Consider the following 17837-nt stretch of genomic DNA (forward strand, 5'->3'; position numbering starts at 1 on the left):
CGATTGACTTGGGTTAGAGAGGGCGAAAGTTTTCTCTGACCCGGAATTCCCATGGCCGCCCCCAAGAAAGCCGCCGCAAGCCCTCCACAGGACAAGACCGACGGCGGTTCGCCTCCGGAATTCACCAGGGAGCAGGAGCTCAAGGCGCTCCGCGACATGCTCCTGATCCGCAGGTTCGAGGAAAAGGCAGGCCAACTCTACGGCATGGGCGCGATCGGCGGCTTCTGTCACCTTTATATCGGCCAGGAGGCCGTGGTGGTCGGCATGCAGATGGCGCTGAAGCAGGGCGACCAGGTCATTACCGGCTATCGCGATCACGGCCACATGCTTGCCACCGGCATGGATGCCAACGGCGTCATGGCCGAGCTTACGGGCCGCCGCGGCGGCTATTCCAAGGGCAAGGGCGGCTCCATGCACATGTTCAGCAAGGAGAAGCACTTCTACGGCGGCCACGGCATCGTCGGCGCCCAGGTTTCGCTCGGCACCGGTCTTGCCTTTGCCAATCACTATCGCAGCAACGACAATGTCAGCGTCACCTATTTCGGCGACGGCGCGGCCAATCAGGGCCAGGTCTATGAGAGCTTCAACATGGCGGAGCTCTGGAAGCTGCCGGTGATCTACGTCATCGAGAACAACCGCTACGCCATGGGCACATCGGTCTCGCGCGCCTCGGCGCAGCAGGATTTTTCCAGGCGCGGCGTCTCCTTCAACATCCCCGGCAAGCAGGTCGACGGCATGGACGTCCGTGCCGTGAAGGCGGCAGGCGAGGAGGCGGCGGCCTGGTGCCGCGCCGGCAAGGGTCCCTTCATCCTGGAGATGCAGACCTACCGCTATCGCGGTCATTCGATGTCCGACCCTGCAAAATATCGCACGCGCGAGGAGGTCGAGAAGGTCCGCCACGACCAGGATCCGATCGAGCAGGTGCGCAACCGCCTCCTGGCGGCGAAGGTCAGCGAGCAGGATCTGAAGGCGATCGACGCCGAAGTGCGCGACATCGTCAACGCCGCCGCCGATTTCGCCCAGCACGATCCCGAGCCGGATGCCGCCGAGCTCTGGACCGACGTTTACCGCTGAACGCGCGCAAGCTTTCTTTTGGAGCCAATATGCCAATTCAAGTGCTGATGCCCGCGCTGTCGCCCACGATGGAGAAGGGCAACCTCGCCAAATGGCTGAAGAAAGAGGGCGAGACGATCAAGTCCGGCGACGTCATCGCCGAGATCGAGACCGACAAGGCGACCATGGAGGTCGAGGCGACCGACGAGGGCACGCTCGGCAAGATCCTGATCCCCGAGGGTACCGCCGACGTTGCGGTGAACACGCCGATCGCCACCATTCTCGCCGACGGGGAGAGCGCCGCTGATCTCGGCAAGGCGTCCGCGCCGGCCAAGCAGGAGAAAGCTGCCGAGTCGGCGCCGCCTGCCGCCGCCAAGGCCGAGGCGCCGCAGCCAAAGGCCGCGCCTTCTGCCCCGCAGGCCGTTGCCGAGCCGGATCCGGAAGTGCCCGCCGGTACCGAGATGGTGACGCAGACCATCCGCGAAGCGCTGCGCGACGCCATGGCCGAAGAGATGCGCCGCGATGCCGACGTCTTCGTGATGGGCGAAGAGGTCGCCGAGTATCAGGGTGCTTACAAGGTGACCCAGGGCCTGCTCCAGGAATTCGGCGCCAAGCGCGTCATCGACACCCCGATCACCGAGCACGGCTTTGCTGGCGTCGGCGTCGGTGCCGCGATGACCGGCCTGAAGCCCATCGTCGAGTTCATGACCTTCAATTTCGCCATGCAGGCGATCGACCAGATCATCAACTCCGCGGCCAAGACGCTCTACATGTCCGGCGGCCAGATGGGCTGCTCGATCGTGTTCCGCGGACCCAACGGCGCGGCCGCGCGCGTCGCCGCCCAGCACAGCCAGGATTACTCGTCCTGGTACTCGCACATTCCGGGCCTGAAGGTGGTCGCGCCGTATTCGGCAGCCGACGCCAAGGGCCTGCTCAAGGCCGCGATCCGCGATCCCAATCCGGTGATCTTCCTCGAGAACGAGGTGCTCTACGGTCACACCGGCGAAGTGCCCAAGCTGGATGATTTCATCATCCCGATCGGCAAGGCGCGCATCGTGCGTTCCGGCAGCCACGTCACCATCATCTCCTGGTCGAACGGCATGACCTATGCGCTCAAGGCCGCCGACGAGCTCGCCAAGGACGGCATCGAGGCCGAGGTGATCGACCTGCGCACGCTGCGCCCGATGGACACCGAGACCATCGTCAATTCGGTCAAGAAGACCGGCCGCGCCGTGACGGTGGAAGAGGGCTGGGCGCAGAGCGGCGTCGGCGCCGAGATCGCCGCGCGGATCATGGAGAACGCCTTCGACTATCTGGATGCGCCGGTCGCGCGCGTCTCCGGCAAGGATGTCCCGATGCCCTATGCCGCGAACCTGGAGAAGCTCGCGCTGCCGTCGGCGGCGGAAGTCGTCGAGGCCGCCAAAGCCGTCTGCTACAGGTAGATCATGGCGGGCCCCAAGGAGCAGCCACTGCCACCCGACGTCATGGACCGCGAGGACGCGGTCGAGATCCTGCGCGTGTTCGTGCTGGACGGCGGGCTGTCGATGGCGTTCCAGCGCGCCTTCGAGGAACCCGACATGTGGGGCCTCCTGCTCGTCGATCTCGCCCGCCATGCCGCGCGCGCCTATGCGCGCGAGAGCGAATACACCGAGGAGGACGCGTTGAACCGGATCCTCGACATGTTCCAGGCCGAGATCGAGCGTCCCACCGACACCGGCACGACGACGCCGCGCGGCAAAGGACACTGACCATGGCGATCGAATCCTATCATTACGATTTCATGCTCGAGGCGATCCGCGAGGCGGAGACCTCGATCGCGCAGGGCGGCTTGCCGATCGGCGCGGTGCTGACGCGTGATAACAAGATCATCGCCCGCGGCCACAACAACCGCGTGCAGGAGAACAATCCGATCCTGCACGGCGAGATGAGCTGCCTGCGCGAAGCCGGCGCGATCTCGTTCCACGACACGGTCATGTACACGACGCTGTCGCCATGCTCGATGTGCGCGGGCGCGCTCGGGCTGTTCAGGGTCAAGCTGGTGGTGATCGGGGAATCCGTCACCTTCGAAGGCTCCAAGGACATTCTCGACAAGTTCGGCATTCCCTGGATCGACCTTGCCGACGACAGCTCCATCACGATGATGAAGAATTGGCGTTCCATCCCTGCCAATGAGCGCCTGTGGCAGGGCGACATCGGCAACTAAAACCTGGTCCGTTCGTCTTCGCTGTCGAAAGACGACGTTTTGCAAAGTTCTTCTTGAGGTCAGCATGCCCATCAACATCCTGATGCCCGCTCTCTCGCCGACGATGGAGAAGGGCAACCTCGCCAAGTGGCTGAAGAAGGAAGGCGACAAGGTCAAATCCGGCGACGTCATCGCCGAAATCGAGACCGACAAGGCGACCATGGAAGTCGAGGCGATCGACGAGGGCACGATCGCCAAGATCCTGGTACCCGAGGGCACCCAGGATGTCCCGGTCAACGACGTGATCGCCGTGCTCGCCGGCGAAGGCGAGGACGTGAAGGCGGCAGGCAGCGCCAAGCCCAGCGCCTCGGCCGCGCCGCCGAAAGCGGCTGAAGCACCTGCTACTGCACCGGCTCCTGCGCCTGCTGCGCCCAAGACCGCTCCGGCGCCCGCGGCTGCACCTGCGCCGCAGGCGGCAGCGCCGGCTGCGCAAAGCAACGGCCATGGTGGCCGCGTGTTCTCGTCTCCGCTGGCGCGGCGCCTGGCCAAGGACGCCGGCATCGATGTCTCGATGATTGCAGGTACCGGCCCGCATGGCCGCGTCGTCGCCCGCGACGTCGAGCAGGCCAAATCGGGCAAGGGCCTCAAGGCCCCTGCTGCTGCTCCGTCGCCCGCGCCTTCGATCGCGCCGACCATGTCCGACAAGCAGATCCTGTCGCTGTTCGAGCCCGGCTCCTACGACATTGTCCCGCATGACGGCATGCGCCGCACCATTGCGCAGCGCCTGACCGCGTCGATCCAGAACGTCCCGCACTTCTACCTCACCATCGACTGCGACATCGGCAAGCTGCTCGCCGCGCGCGAGGAGATCAACGCTGCCGCGCCGAAGGACAATGAGAAGAAGCCGCTCTACAAGATCTCGGTCAACGACTTCGTCATCAAGGCGATGGCGGTGGCGCTGCAGAGGATCCCGAACTGCAACGTCAGCTGGACCGAAAGCGGCATGGTCAAGCATCACCATTCCGACGTCGGTGTTGCCGTCGCGATGCCCGGCGGCCTGATCACGCCGATCATCCGCAAGGCCGAGACCAAGACGCTCTCGACCATCTCCAACGAGATGAAGGATTTTGCCGCGCGCGCACGATCCCGCAAATTGAAGCCCGAGGAATATCAGGGCGGCACCACGGCGGTCTCCAACCTCGGCATGTACGGCATCAGCCACTTCACCGCCGTGATCAACCCGCCGCATGCGACCATCCTCGCGGTCGGCACCAGCGAGGAACGTCCCGTGGTGCGCGGCGGCAAGATCGAGATCGCGCACATGATGAGCGTGACCTTGTCCTGCGATCACCGCGCCATCGACGGCGCGCTCGGCGCCGAGTTGATCGGCGCCTTCAAGCAGCTGATCGAAAACCCCGTCATGATGATGGTGTGAGCCGCGAGGGTTGAATTCGTAGGGTGGGCAAAGGCGCAACGCGCCGTGCCCACCTTGTTTCTTTGGGTTGGAAGGCGGTGGGCACGCTTCGCTTTGCCCACCCTACGAACTTCGGGGAGCCGCAATGGCCGATACATCCTTCGACGTGATCATCATCGGCTCTGGTCCCGGCGGCTATGTCACCGCGATCCGCGCCGCCCAGCTCGGGTTCAAGACGGCAATCGTCGAAAAATCCTATCTCGGGGGCATCTGCCTGAATTGGGGCTGCATCCCGACCAAGGCGCTGCTGCGTTCGGCCGAGATCTATCACTACATGCAGAATGCCAAGGATTACGGTCTCTCCGCCGAGAAGGTCTCGTTCGATCCGAAGGCCGTGGTGCAGCGTTCGCGCGGCGTCTCCAAGCGCCTCAACGACGGCGTCGGCTTCCTGATGAAGAAGAACAAGGTCAGCGTGATCTGGGGCGCGGCCTCGATCGACGCGCCCGGCAAGATCACCGTGAAGAAGTCCGACGTCGAGGGCCCGAAGGGCGCGCTGGGCGAGGGGACCTACCAGGCCAAGCACATCATCGTCGCGACCGGTGCGCGGCCGCGCGTGCTGCCGGGGCTCGAGCCCGACAAGAAGCTGGTGTGGACCTATTTCGAGGCGATGGTGCCGGAGCGGATGCCAAAGTCGCTGCTGGTGGTCGGCTCCGGGGCGATCGGCATCGAGTTCGCCTCCTTCTTCCACACCATGGGCTCCGACGTCACCGTGGTCGAGGTGCTGCCGCAGATCCTGCCCGTCGAGGACGCCGAGATCGCCAGCCTTGCCCGCAAGCGCTTCGAGAAGCAGGGCATCAAGATCATGTCCTCGACCAAGGTGACCAAGCTGGAGAAGAAGGCCGACAGCGTCGTCGCCACCATCGACGACGGCAAGGGCAAGCCTGTCACGACCGAGTTCGAGCGCGTGATCTCGGCGGTCGGCGTCGTCGGCAACATCGAAAATCTCGGCCTGGAAAAGGTCGGCGTGAAGACCGACCGCGGCATCATCGTCGTCGACGGCCATGGCAAGACCAACATCCCCGGCATCTATGCCATTGGCGACGTTGCCGGCCCTCCGATGCTCGCGCACAAGGCCGAGCATGAAGGCGTGATCTGCGTCGAGGCCATCAAGGGCCTCAACCCGCACCCCATGGACAAGAACATGATCCCGGGCTGCACCTATTGCCATCCGCAGGTGGCGTCCGTGGGCCTCACCGAAGCCAAGGCGAAAGAGAACGGCCGCGAGATCCGCGTCGGCCGCTTCCCCTTCGTCGGCAACGGCAAGGCCATCGCGCTCGGCGAGGACCAGGGCCTGGTCAAGGTGATCTTCGACAAGATGACCGGTCAGCTTCTCGGCGCCCACATGGTCGGCGCGGAGGTCACCGAGCTGATCCAGGGCTACGTCGTCGCCATGAATCTGGAGACCACGGAAGAAGAGCTCATGCACACGGTGTTCCCGCATCCGACGCTGTCGGAGATGATGAAGGAAGCCGTGCTGGATGCGTATGGAAGGGTGTTGAATATTTGACGGGTCCATCGTCGCCCACCGCCGTCATTGCGAGCGAAGCGAAGCAATCCAGGCTGCCTCTGCGGAAAGATTCTGGATTGCTTCGCTGCGCTCGCAATGACGAGCAGAGAGAACCGATTGCAGAATAAGAAGGAAATCAGCCCATGCACGACAACGACAATCTCACTATCGAACGCCCGACCTTCGTCACGCATCTCGAATGCGCGATGGAGGGCGATCATTACGCCGCCGATCAGGTCCACAACCTTTCCAAGGCCGGCAAGCCGCTTCTTGTCCGCTACGACCTCGCCGGCGTGAAGAAGGCGCTGACGAAGGATGCGCTGGCCCAGCGCCCCGGCGACATGTGGCGCTACCGCGAGCTGCTGCCGGTGCGCAAATGCGAGGACATCGTCTCGCTCGGCGAGGTCACCACACCGTTGATCCGGCTGCCGAAGCTCGGCGCAAAGCTCGGCGGCGGCGAGATCATCGTCAAGGACGAGGGGCGGCTACCGACCGGCTCGTTCAAGGCGCGCGGTCTCGTGATGGCGGTGTCGATGGGCAAGGCGCTCGGCATCAAGCATATGGCGATGCCGACCAACGGCAACGCCGGCGCGGCGCTGGCGGCCTATGCGACGTCCTGCGGCATCAAGACCACGGTCTTCTGCCCGGCCGACACGCCGGAGGTGAATGTCAGCGAGATCGAGCTGCAGGGGGCGACCGTCTACCGCGTCAATGGCTATATCGATGATTGCGGCAAGATCGTCGGTGAAGGAAAGGCAAAAGTCGGCTGGTTCGACACTTCAACCTTGAAGGAGCCGTACCGCATCGAGGGCAAGAAGACGATGGGCCTCGAGCTCGCCGAGCAGCTCGGCTGGGACGTGCCCGACGTGATCTTCTATCCGACCGGTGGCGGCACCGGCCTGATCGGCATGTGGAAGGCCTTCGACGAGCTCGAGAAGATCGGCTTCATCGGAAGCAAGCGCCCGCGCATGGTTGCGGTGCAGGCGTCGGGCTGCGCGCCGATGGTGCGCGCCTACGAAGCCGGGACCGAGCACGCCACGCGCTGGGAGGACGCCCACACCATTGCGTCGGGCATCCGCGTGCCGCAGGCAATCGGCGATTTTCTGATCCTGCGCGCGGTGCGGGAGAGCAAGGGGTTTGCGATCGCCGTCGACGACGACAAGATCTCGTCGGCGCTGAACGAGGTCGCGCGCGAGGAGGGGCTGCTGTTGTGTCCCGAGGGCGCCGCCACCTACGCCGCCTACAAGCAGAGCCTCGCCGACGGCCGCGTCAGCAAGACCGATCGCGTGATGCTGTTCAACTGCGCGACCGGCCTGAAGTACCCGCTGCCGCCGGTCACCCGCACGCTCGACCGTCACAAGCCGATCGACTACGCGCAGTTCTAAGCATGATCCGGAAAAGTGCGCAGCGGTTTTCCGAAAAGATCATGCTAGACAACAATCTAAAGCGCGATGACGTTTCATCCTAATCGCATCGCGCTTTAGCGCGGCACTGCGCTACAAACGATCCCTCTTCCCGTACGCGGGCAGAGGCCAAAAAAACAACGACATCGCTGGGGAGAAGACAATGAAGAAGGCCGCTTGGGCTGCGCTGATTGCTATTCTCGCTGTGACCGGCGCCGCGCGCGCCGACGACTATCCCTCACGTCCCATCACCGTCATCGTGCCCTTCGCCGCCGGCGGACCGTCGGATGCTATGGCGCGAGTCCTCGCTGACCGGATGCGGGTGACGTTGGGGCAGCCCGTGGTGATCGAGAACGTCACCGGCGCGGGCGGTTCGATCGGCGTCGCTCGCGCCGTGCAATCGCCGCCGGACGGCTACACCATCTCGTTCGGCCACCTCGGCACCCACGTCGCCAACGGTGCCGTCTACAAGCTCAAATACGATCTCGTCGCCGACCTCGAGCCTGTGGTGCTGTTGCCGAGCAATCCGATGATCGTCGTCAGCAAGAACGCGGTACCTGCGACCTCGCTGAAGGAGCTGTTGGACTGGCTGAAGTCGCGGCCGTCGCCGCCGACCGCAGGCACCGCCGGCGCGGGCTCCGGCAGCCATATCGCGGGCGTCTATCTCGAGAACGTCTCCGGCATCAAACTGCAATACGTGCCGTATCGCGGCACCGCGCCCGCGCTGAACGACCTCATCGCCGGCCAGATCGACCTCATCGTCGACCAGACCTCCAACTCCATCAACCAGGTCCGCGCCGGCACCATCCGCGCCTATGCCATCACCGACGACAAGCGCCTGCGTTCGGCGCCCGACATTCCGACCGCAGAGGAGGCCGGCCTGAAAGGCTTCAATATGACGCTGTGGTCGGGCATGTGGGTTCCGAAGGGCACGCCGAAGGAGATCGTGACCAAGCTCAATGCAGCCGCCGTCGAAGCGCTGAACGATCCCGGAGTGAGGAAGCAGCTCGAAAGCCAGGGCCTGGAGATGACGCCCAAGGATCAGCTCACGCCCGAAGCGCTCGGCACCCGCCAGAAGGCCGAGATCGCAAAATGGTGGCCGATGATCAAGGCGGCGAACATCAAGGTGGATTGAAGCGGGCGCTCACTGCAAGGTTTCGTGACCTGCCGCCAGCGCACGGTCCAGGCACTGCATCAGATCCGAGGCGGCGAACGGCTTGCCGAGAAAACAGATTGCCCCGGCTTTGAGGGCACGCACCCGCACGCTCTCATCCGGAAAGGCTGTGATGAAGATGAACGGCGTCGCCGAACCATGCGCGCGCATCTGCGTCAACAGATCGATTCCGGTCATCAGCGGCATCTGCACGTCGGCGATCACACACGAGGTGCCATTCGAATCGGACGACCTCAAAAACTCATCGGCTGACGCGAATGTGTGGACGACGTACCCGCGTGATTCCAGGAGATTGTTGATAGCGGCCCGCACGTAAGGGTCGTCGTCAAGCACTGAAATGACCGAAGCCGCTGACAAGACGTCCGCTCCTCACCCGGCATCACGTTCGCCGTCGCCACGGCCATACATAAACCGGTAAGGTGGACCTGCCAGTTGCGATTGGAAACTCATACTTAGGTTTGTGCGTCGGGCTTGTTGGACCCTATCCCGAGCGCCTCGCTCATTCTCACCAGATCGGCCAGCGACTTCGCGCCCATTTTCCGCATGATCTGGCCGCGATAGATTTTGACGGTGATTTCCGCCAATCCGAGCTGGGCGGCCACCTGCTTGTTCATCAGGCCGGCCGTCACCAGTGACAATACATCTCGCTCCCGCGAGGACAGTGACTCGAAGCGGGATCTCACGGTCGAGACCGTCCTGTTGAGGTCGCGGCGCTTGCGGTCTCTTTCGATCGCGGCCTGGACTGCATCCAGGATGTCCTGGTCGCGGATCGGCTTGGTCAAGAAGTCGATCGCGCCGCTCTTCATGGCCCGAACCGTCATGGGAATATCACCGTGACCGGTGATGAAGATGATAGGCGTGTGGATATTCGCCTTGGCAAGATCGGATTGAAGATCAAGGCCGCTGGCTCCGGGAAGGCGGATGTCGAGCACGAGGCAACTGGGGACTTCCGGCGGCTTGGCGTGGAGGAGTTGTGGTGCCGAGCCGAATGCTTCGACCTTGAGGCCAACCGACTCGAATAAATTGGTGAGCGCACGGCGCATGGACGCGTCGTCGTCGACGATAAAGACGATTGGCTGATCGCCGTCGTCCTCCTGCGGCGACGGAGGTTCCCCGCGCTGGGTCACGAAGTTTCCTCCCGATGGAAGGGCAAGGTGATCTGAAAGGTCGCGCCGTGCTCCTGGTTGGGGACGGCGAAAAGCCGTCCACCGTGCGCCTCGATGATGGATCGACAGATCGACAGCCCCATGCCCATGCCGGTGGACTTCGTGGTAAAGAACGGCGTGAACAGGCGGTCTATTGCCTGTTCACTGATGCCGACTCCGCAGTCGGAAACGCTCACCAGCACCGCGCCATCGCCGCTCGCCGCCGAACGGATCGCCAGCTCGCGCGGGCGATCATGGACGTCTTCCATGGCCTCGATCCCGTTCATGATCAGGTTGATGAGGACCTGTTGCAACTGGATTCGATCGCCGAATATTTTCGGCAGTGCCGACGACAGCTCCATCCGCACCGACACGGCGTGGCTTGCCATCTCACGCTGAACGAGCGCCACCGACTCCCGTACGACGACATTGGCGTCTAGCGGAGCCATGTCGATGTCGGAGCGCTTGGCGAGCGCTCGAACGCGACGGATCACGTCGCTGGCACGCGTGCCATCCTCGATGATCCACTCGACGGAGCGGCCGGCCGCTTGGAGGTCGGGCGGACTGCGCTGCAGCCAGGCGAGGCAGGCGTCGGCGTTTGCGATCACAGCGGCGAGCGGCTGATTGATTTCGTGGGCAATGGAAGCGGTCAGCTCACCCAGGGTCGTGACACGTGTCACATGGGCGAGCTCGGCCTGGGCCTTGCGCAGAGCATCTTCGGCCTGATTGGCCCGGATGGCCGCGGTTACGTCAGTGCAGACGCCACGATAGCCCAGAAAAGCGCCTTCGGCGTCGAAGAACGGCTTGCCACTGGTCCGGACGTAGATCGTCTGCCCGCTGCGATCCTTGCTGCGATACACCAGGTCACGGAAGGGGACGTGGGCGTCGAGCGCTGCCCGGTGTTGTTGCCATTTCTCCGGTTCGAGATCGGCGTCAGGAGCGATATCCCAACGGGTGAGTCCGATCAGGCCGGCGGGAGCGGTCATGGTATCGGAGTGTTCCGATATCTGGGTGACTCGATGGTCTGGCCCTGTTTCCCAGAACCAGTCGGAGGCGGTTTCGGCATAGTCGCGGAAGCGCTGCTCGCTCGCGCGCAGTCTGCGCTCTGCCTCTTTGGTCGCCGTGATGTCGGTCACCGATCCCACGAACTCCACGCACCCGTTCGAATCCCGCATCGCGCGGGCGACCGCCCGGACGTACCTGATGGAGCCGTCGGGCATCACGAGCCGGTATTCGTGGTCGTAATCCTTTCCCTCTCGCGCGGCCCGAGCCGTTGTCTGTTGCACCGCGAGCCGGTCGTCCGGATGGATTCGCTGGAGCATGAACGGGATCTTCGGCTTGGTTCCCTCGTCGCACTGGAAGATGCGGTAGGTCTCCTTGGACCAGGTGATCTCGCGGGTTGCGGCCTTCCATCCGAAACTGCCCGTGTGGCTCAATTGCTGCGCCTGGGCGAGATAGGCCTCGCTCTGTCGCAGCGCATTCTCGGCTTCCTTGCGCTCGGTGATGTTCTCGCAGGCGATCAGGACGATTGGTCCGCCATCCGCCCGCAGCATGGTCTTGGCATTCTCGCGCACCCATAGCACCGAGCCGTCCTTGCGTATCTTCCGGATCTCCCAGGTGTGGGACTGGTCGACGGTCTCAAGGCACAGCGTGACACACGCGCGGACGAGGTCGCGATCCTCCTCGAAGAAGACGTCCAGCACCGATCGGCCGATCAGTTCCGCGGCGGCGTAGCCCAGTTGCGCGGCGCCGAACGTGTTCACGTTGATCACGGTTCCGGCCGGATCGACCATGAAGTACATGACCGGGGTGTGCTCGAAGACTTGCTGCCACTGCTTGACCGCCTCGAGCAGGTCGTCACCATCGGGCTCGCTGCGCGGCTTAGGGGTTGCGGTTTGCCTTACGCAGCCGGCGAGGAATTGCGCGGCTGACTTCCCGAATGTCGCTGCTCGGCCAGGCTTCATCGCAGATGCTCCCGGCGTTCTCTGCGTGAATACGAGTAGAGCACGTTGCAGCGGGACGAGCAATTCCCGCCAAGCTCGGATGGGCAGTCATGCGTTCGCCTGTGACTTGACCGCTGCCGCCCCGTCCAGTGCGCAGCATCACGTACGCCATGCCGGCAAGATTTTCACGGTGACCGTGCGGCTGGAGCATCGTGCGCCGTCTCGTTGCACATGAGCCGGCGGGGAGCCCCCGGGCGAGTACGGACAAACCTAGGTATAGCTCCTCCATTCCTAGTCATACCGGTCACTTACCTCCGTACAATTGAGCGTCTCGTGCCCTGGGGAATAGCCTCACGACCATCGGGCGTATTGCAGCGAGCGCACGAAACGAACTGGCAAAGCGCGAGCAAGGGAGGAAGACGACAATGTGCGTGACATCGGTGCTTCCTGAGCGTGGCCGATCCGAGTCCGAATGTTGCTCTTCAGTCAATGGCTGCGCGGTGTGCGGCGGCAAGTTTGGCCTGATCCGCTACTATTCCTGGCGCACCGCGCTCTGCTCCAAGAAGTGTGTCGATCGCTTCCGCACGCGCCGCGAGCGCGATCACCGGTGGTTGTTCCGGGTTCAGGCCGCGTGAGGCCGAATTAGAGAGCTGACATCGTCCGAGGATCTGATCCGGGAGCACGTTCGTTGAACCGTTCATGCAAGCTGTTGTGCTCGATGGTTCTCCTCGGCTTCACTGCGACGGTCCGGGCACAGGAGGCGGGACACGATGCCGTACATCGCCGGCACCCACCCCAGGACCAGGCGCTGCATGAGAAATTCTATTCGACCTGGCACATGCCGGATAATCCGAGCGTCAGCTGTTGCAACAGTGCTGACTGCTATCCGACCGATATCAAATACATCGATGACCAGATCTATGCGCGGCGCCGGGAGGACGGGAGATACATTCTGATTCCACCGCAAAAGGTGGAGCGAAACAGGGATAATCCGGACGGCCGAAACCATCTTTGCGCTCCGCCGCCCGCACTGTCGCCGCTGGATAGCGTTTACTGCTTCGCGTTAGGAGGTGCCACATGAGATTCGCGTTCGTGCTGGTGAACGACCGGACCCCGTTCCGGGAGACCTGGTGCATGCAGTGCTGCGAGCCGATCAGCGGCAGCTATCTCCGCGAGATCGCGACCCGTCTGCCTTACTGCGACCATCAGTGCTACGCGCTGTTCTGCGAGACGCTTGCGAAAGACCGCATGAGGGCGGCTTCATGAAGTTCATGGTGGTCAATCACGAGCCCCCGTTGTGCGCGGACACGTGCAGCACCTGCTCGCGATCGATCCGGTCCGGCTATGTCCGGCATGTGCGGACGCAGCGCCTCTACTGTGACTACGATTGCTACCGGCGCGGCGAACTCGTGACGCTGCTGATGCAATGGTCGGTGCCAGGGCGCAACGAGCTGGCCTCCGGGAACGTCGAGGTCGCCGCTCGCAACGCGGTCGAGATGTTTACGGTCCTGGGTGCCGTCTTCTGCTGGAGCTGCACGATCTACGCCTTCGCCTTCGCAAGAATCCTGACCAGCGCATATTCGGACGGTCGCGATCCGATCACGATGGAAGGAGGTGACACCTAGCTACGCGACGGCGCTCGCGTGGAAGCCGCAGCGACGCAACCTGGCAGGCGCCGTGTCCAGCCCCGGCGACGTCGCCTAGGGAGCGGGCGCTGCGGCTGCCACGGGTGCCGTTGCGCCGGCCTCCTGCGTGACGACGCGCTGGTCGCTCTTGCCCGCGACCATGCCGCTGCCCTCGAACCTTGTGCGGTAGACCAGCACGTTCTCCATCACGCGCTGGACGTAGTTGCGGGTCTCCGACAGCGGGATGCGCTCGACCCAGTCGACCGGATCGACATTGGGATCCCTGGGATCGCCGCGCGTCTGCACCCATTCGCGCACGCGGCCACGCCCGGCATTGTAGCCGGCGAAGGTCATGATCTGGTTGCCGCGGTATTCCGAAAAGAGTGCACTGAGCTCGGCCGCGCCCATTTGTGTGTTGTAGACGGGATCGGAGACCATCTTGCTCCAGTCATAGGTCAGGCCGAAGCGCTTGGCGGTATCGCGGCCCGCTTCCGGCGTCACCTGCATCAGCCCGACCGCGTTGGCGTGCGACTTGTCGCGCTGATCGAACGAGCTCTCGGTGCGCGCCACCGAATAGATCACGCTGGTCTCGATCGCTGGTGCGACCTGCTTGTGCTCGGGGATGCCGATGGTGGGGAAGGCGTAGTGGTCGAGCGCGAGCCCGCGCGCCAGCGCCGTCTTGCCGACCTCCAGCATCACGCGCGCATCGTTGCGGCGGTGGGCAACCTCGCCCAGGGCTTCGAGTGCTGCGACATCGCTGCTCTCCTTGGCGAAGTCCTCGGCATAATAAAACACCATGTTGCGCTCGCCGATGGCGTAGAGCATGTCGGCTGCGCGCACGCGCTCGTCCTCGGGGGGCGTGTCGGCCGAGGCCAGCACAGGGGAGGGCGGACGCAGCTCGATCTGGTCGAGGCCGAGCTTTGCGCGGGCGAGCTGGCCGTAATAGGCGGTCTGATAGCGTGCCGCCGCCCGATAGCTCATGCGTGCATCGGCCATGGCGCCCATGGCTTCGGCGGCGCGGCCGCGCCAGTAATGGGCCCGCGACAGCGCGATCGGATTGGACGAGCCCTCGTCGATGGCGGCAAAGTGCATCATCGCCGTCGTTGGATCGTCGAGAAAGCGTAGCGCGATCCAGCCGCACATGAAGTGATAGTCGACGCGGTACACCTCCTTTTCCGGTACGGCCGCCGTGCGCACCACGTCGTAGGCGGTCCTGGACTTGCCCTGGTCGAGCAGCTTGCGTGCGAGCATGCGGCGCTCGCGCCACCAGGCATCGGTGTCCTGGGCGGACATCATGCCGGGCGCAGCGGCCAGGATCACCTCGGCCGCATCGTCGATGCGGTCGTTCTGAAGATGCCACTGGGCGCGGCACAGCACATAGCCGAGATCGCGGCGCGCTTCGGCCGGCACGTCCTCGAGATAATTCTTGGCCTTGCTCTCCTTGCCGGTGACCGCGGCACAGGCCTTGACGATCGCGAGCTCATCCTCGCCGAGCCGTTTGGCGGCGCGCCTCGCGCCTGCGTAATCCTTGGCGCCGAGCCGCTTGTCCATGCGCGCGCGGTGATCGTCCGTGGACAGAAGATCGCGAAACGCCTCGTAGGAATCCTCCTCGCTGCGCTCGGACAATTCGTCGGCGCGCCAGGCTTCGCGCACGAGCCGGGCGGCGCTGTCGGTATCGCCTTCAGCGCGCAATACGCGGGCGAGCGCAAACTTGCCCTTGGCGCTGGTCGGCCGGTCCATCGTGAACTTGTGCACGGTGGCGGCGTCGGCCTTCTCCTGCCACAGCCGCGCCTCGGCACGGCGGCGGAGCAGGGCGCTGCTCGGCCAGTCCGGATTGGCGGCGAGGAAGGCGGCATAGCGCTTGAAATTGGCCGTGCTCTCGGAATGGCGCAGCATGAACCAGTCGGCGAGTTTCTGTCCGGCGGGATCGGCGATGCGGTCGCGCGCCGCGCTCGCGTCATCCGTCTTGCCCTTGCGCGCGAGATCGATGGAGTCCTTCAGCGCGGCGAGGTCGCCGGTCAGCGGCGGCGGTGCCGGCCCATCCGCGGGCTCGACCGTCTTCTTCGACTTGCGCCTGGCCTCGGCACGCTTGGCGTGCCGTGCCTTGCCGGCGGAAGCATGGCGGTGCTTGCCGGCTTTCGCTTCATGCGTTTTCTTCGGCGCGGCCGATTTCTGGCTGCTTTTCGCGACCAGTTCCGTGGGAAGGAGGGCCATCGCGGCCACAGCAACGAAACACGCGAGCGAGCGTAGGCACTGGTTCATTTGATGGTCCCCCTGCGAAACCACTACAAACCAAGGTCCGCGACGACATGCGGCTTGAGAATCGAATATCGAACGATGCCGAGGCATCGTCCCGCGTTCCTGACGCTGTCGCAACAATGCGGCGAAAAACGGATGCGCCGTGGGAACTTCCGCAAAGGAGAAAAGGGCAGGATCGTTAACCTTCGTTAACGGTCGGTCTCGCGCGACGGTTGCATGGTACGGGACGCCAGGAGGGCCAAGATTGCGCGTGTTCCCGCAGCCAGTCCGGTGTATGGAGTTCCCTCGTTCCGTTCTTTTGGCCTTTGCCTTCCGCAACCCATGCCGATTTTCAACCAGTCGATCCGGCGCAAGATTGTCGGAATCGCCCTCGGATTGATCGTCCTGATGCTGGTCACCTCGATCCTGTCGATGGTGATGTCGAGTCAGGTCGGCGTCCTGCTCGACGAGCTGACCAACCGTTACATCCCGGCCTATAGCCATCTGGCGCGCGCCAGCAGTCGCTCGCTGGAGCGGGGGCTGGCGCTGCGGCGGATGGTCATGACCCGGATGGAGGCGCCGTCGGATGAGGAGGCCTATACGGCGCGCCTTCGCGACGTCGAGGAATCGGACCGCAAGATCGAGGAGGAGGCTGAGGCCGCGCGCAAGCTGATCAACGCGATCATCGAGGACCCCAGGACGTTTTCCGACAATGCCGCGCTTGGACGGATTGATATCCGCATCGAGACCGCCGTCGTCGAGCTGCGGCGCGACCTGAGCGAGGACCATGCGAAGCTCCTCAAGCAGGTCGAAGCCAAGCAGATGGCCGAGGCGCGCGGCACGCTGGAACACATCGACGTGACGCGCGAGCAGTTCAACCGGAAGATCGATACGATCCGCGGCGATATGCTGGCGCAGGTCTTCTTCTCGACGTCGCAGGTGATCAACCGCCAGCACCAGACCATCATCGTTTCCGGTGTCGTGACATTGCTCGCGGCGATCGTCGGATTTGCCTTTGCGCTGCTGGTGTCCAGCGGCATCACGCGTCCGGTACGGCTGCTGCTGGCCGGCACCCGCGAGGTCGAGGCGGGCCGGTTCGACAAGCCCATCGCCGTCTCGACGCAGGACGAGATCGGCGAGCTCGCCGCGGCCTTCAACCGCATGATCGAGCAGTTGCGGCACAACGAGCGCATCCGCGAGACCTTTGGCCGCTACATCGACCCCAAGGTGGTGCAGGGGCTGATCGAGCGGCCGGAGGTCGCAATCGACGGCGAGCGCCGGGTCATGACCATCATGTTCTGCGACATGAGCGGCTTCACCTCGATGAGCGAGGGCATGACCCCGCGCGGCCTCGTCAAGGTGATGAACCACTATTTCACGATGATGTCCGGCCCCATCAGGAGCAATCGCGGCGTCATCGACAAATATATCGGCGACGCCATCATGTCCTATTGGGGACCGCCCTTCGTCGAAGAGGACGCGCAGGCCCTACTCGCCGGGCTTGCCGCTGTCGAGATGGCCGACCAGGTGCCCGCGCTGCAGAAGCAGCTGCCCGATCTGCTCGGTATCCGCGCCATGCCCGCGCCGTGCGATCTGCGGATCGGCATCGCCACCGGCGAGGTCCTGACCGGCAGCATCGGCTCCGAGCTGATGATGAGCTTTACCGTGATGGGCGACGCCGTGAATCTCGCCTCGCGGCTTGAGGCCGTCAACAAGGTCTACGGCACCCGCATCCTGGTCTCGCAAGCGACTGCGGACGCGATTGGATCTCGCCTCGAATTGCGCGAGATCGACCGTCTTGCGGTCGCGGGCCAAAGCGCGCCGCAGGCGATCTTCGAGGTGATGGCGCGACCGGGCGCACTCACCGATGCGCAAGTCAGCCTGCGCACGCACTATGTCGAAGGTCTCGCCGCGTATCGTGCCCGGCGCTTCGACGACGCACGTGCTGCCTTCAACGCGGCGCTCGAGGCGGTCCCCGGCGACGGTCCCTCGCGCGCGATGCTCGGCCGCATCGCGCAGTTCGCGGCGAATCCGCCGGATGCCGCTTGGGACGGCGCCTGGCGGCTCGAGCAGAAATAGGCTGCCGCGGAATA

General features: G+C 64.1%; 15 protein-coding genes. 11 read left to right on the forward strand and 4 right to left on the reverse strand.

Features of this window, described 5'->3' with window-relative positions:
- Nucleotides 1–51: 51 nt before the first annotated feature.
- From pdhA to IVB23_RS00250, 8 genes are all read left to right on the forward strand, one after another.
- Nucleotides 52–1074, forward strand: coding sequence for a pyruvate dehydrogenase (acetyl-transferring) E1 component subunit alpha (gene pdhA / locus IVB23_RS00215; RefSeq protein WP_061881821.1), 1023 nt, complete (start codon nt 52–54; stop codon nt 1072–1074).
- Between the two features lie 29 nt (nt 1075–1103).
- Nucleotides 1104–2495 (forward strand): pyruvate dehydrogenase complex E1 component subunit beta, encoded by a 1392-nt coding sequence (locus IVB23_RS00220; RefSeq protein WP_247802151.1) that lies wholly within the window; start codon nt 1104–1106, stop codon nt 2493–2495.
- Between the two features lie 3 nt (nt 2496–2498).
- Entirely contained in the window at nt 2499–2801 is a 303-nt protein-coding gene (locus IVB23_RS00225; RefSeq protein WP_061881819.1) for a DUF5076 domain-containing protein, read from the forward strand.
- 2 nt (nt 2802–2803) lie between these two features.
- Nucleotides 2804–3256, forward strand: coding sequence for a nucleoside deaminase (locus tag IVB23_RS00230; protein WP_247802152.1), 453 nt, complete (start codon nt 2804–2806; stop codon nt 3254–3256).
- Nucleotides 3257–3320: 64 nt separating this feature from the next.
- The gene (locus tag IVB23_RS00235) at nt 3321–4670 is read left to right on the forward strand and encodes a pyruvate dehydrogenase complex dihydrolipoamide acetyltransferase (RefSeq protein WP_247802153.1); all 1350 of its coding nucleotides are present in this window, start codon (nt 3321–3323) and stop codon (nt 4668–4670) included.
- A gap of 124 nt (nt 4671–4794) precedes the next feature.
- A complete protein-coding gene (gene lpdA / locus IVB23_RS00240; protein WP_247802154.1) occupies nt 4795–6216 on the forward strand; it encodes a dihydrolipoyl dehydrogenase in 1422 nt (473 codons plus the stop codon).
- A 143-nt stretch (nt 6217–6359) separates the two neighbouring features.
- Nucleotides 6360–7601, forward strand: coding sequence for a threonine synthase (locus IVB23_RS00245; RefSeq protein ID WP_247802155.1), 1242 nt, complete (start codon nt 6360–6362; stop codon nt 7599–7601).
- Nucleotides 7602–7782: 181 nt separating this feature from the next.
- The gene (locus IVB23_RS00250) at nt 7783–8754 is read left to right on the forward strand and encodes a tripartite tricarboxylate transporter substrate binding protein BugD (RefSeq protein WP_247802156.1); all 972 of its coding nucleotides are present in this window, start codon (nt 7783–7785) and stop codon (nt 8752–8754) included.
- Nucleotides 8755–8763: 9 nt separating this feature from the next.
- On the opposite strand, the gene IVB23_RS00255 is transcribed toward IVB23_RS00250, so the two are convergent.
- The 3 genes from IVB23_RS00255 to IVB23_RS00265 form a co-directional block, all read right to left on the reverse strand.
- Nucleotides 8764–9150 (reverse strand): response regulator, encoded by a 387-nt coding sequence (locus tag IVB23_RS00255; protein WP_061881813.1) that lies wholly within the window; start codon nt 9148–9150, stop codon nt 8764–8766.
- A 95-nt stretch (nt 9151–9245) separates the two neighbouring features.
- Nucleotides 9246–9920, reverse strand: a complete 675-nt coding sequence (locus IVB23_RS00260; RefSeq protein WP_247802157.1) for a response regulator transcription factor — start codon at nt 9918–9920, stop codon at nt 9246–9248.
- On the reverse strand, nt 9917–11902 hold the full coding sequence (locus tag IVB23_RS00265; protein ID WP_247802158.1) for a PAS domain S-box protein: 1986 nt from the start codon (nt 11900–11902) through the stop codon (nt 9917–9919). Before IVB23_RS00265 ends, IVB23_RS00260 begins: the two co-directional genes overlap by 4 nt.
- A gap of 1056 nt (nt 11903–12958) precedes the next feature.
- On the opposite strand from IVB23_RS00265, the gene IVB23_RS00270 reads away from it, so the two are divergent.
- The gene (locus IVB23_RS00270) at nt 12959–13147 is read left to right on the forward strand and encodes a hypothetical protein (protein ID WP_061881810.1); all 189 of its coding nucleotides are present in this window, start codon (nt 12959–12961) and stop codon (nt 13145–13147) included.
- A complete protein-coding gene (locus IVB23_RS00275) occupies nt 13144–13506 on the forward strand; it encodes a hypothetical protein (RefSeq protein ID WP_247802159.1) in 363 nt (120 codons plus the stop codon). Before IVB23_RS00270 ends, IVB23_RS00275 begins: the two co-directional genes overlap by 4 nt.
- Nucleotides 13507–13581: 75 nt before the next feature.
- Here IVB23_RS00275 and IVB23_RS00280 read toward each other — a convergent pair whose 3' ends face one another.
- Nucleotides 13582–15768, reverse strand: a complete 2187-nt coding sequence (locus IVB23_RS00280) for a lytic transglycosylase domain-containing protein (RefSeq protein WP_247802160.1) — start codon at nt 15766–15768, stop codon at nt 13582–13584.
- A gap of 318 nt (nt 15769–16086) precedes the next feature.
- Here IVB23_RS00280 and IVB23_RS00285 point away from each other — a divergent pair, with 318 nt between their 5' ends.
- Complete coding sequence (locus IVB23_RS00285) at nt 16087–17823, forward strand: adenylate/guanylate cyclase domain-containing protein (RefSeq protein ID WP_061881807.1); 1737 nt, start codon at nt 16087–16089, stop codon at nt 17821–17823.
- The last annotated feature ends 14 nt before the right edge of the window (nt 17824–17837 follow it).

It is taken from the genome of Bradyrhizobium sp. 191, assembly GCF_023100985.1.
GTDB classification, from domain to species: Bacteria; Pseudomonadota; Alphaproteobacteria; order Rhizobiales; family Xanthobacteraceae; genus Bradyrhizobium; species Bradyrhizobium diversitatis.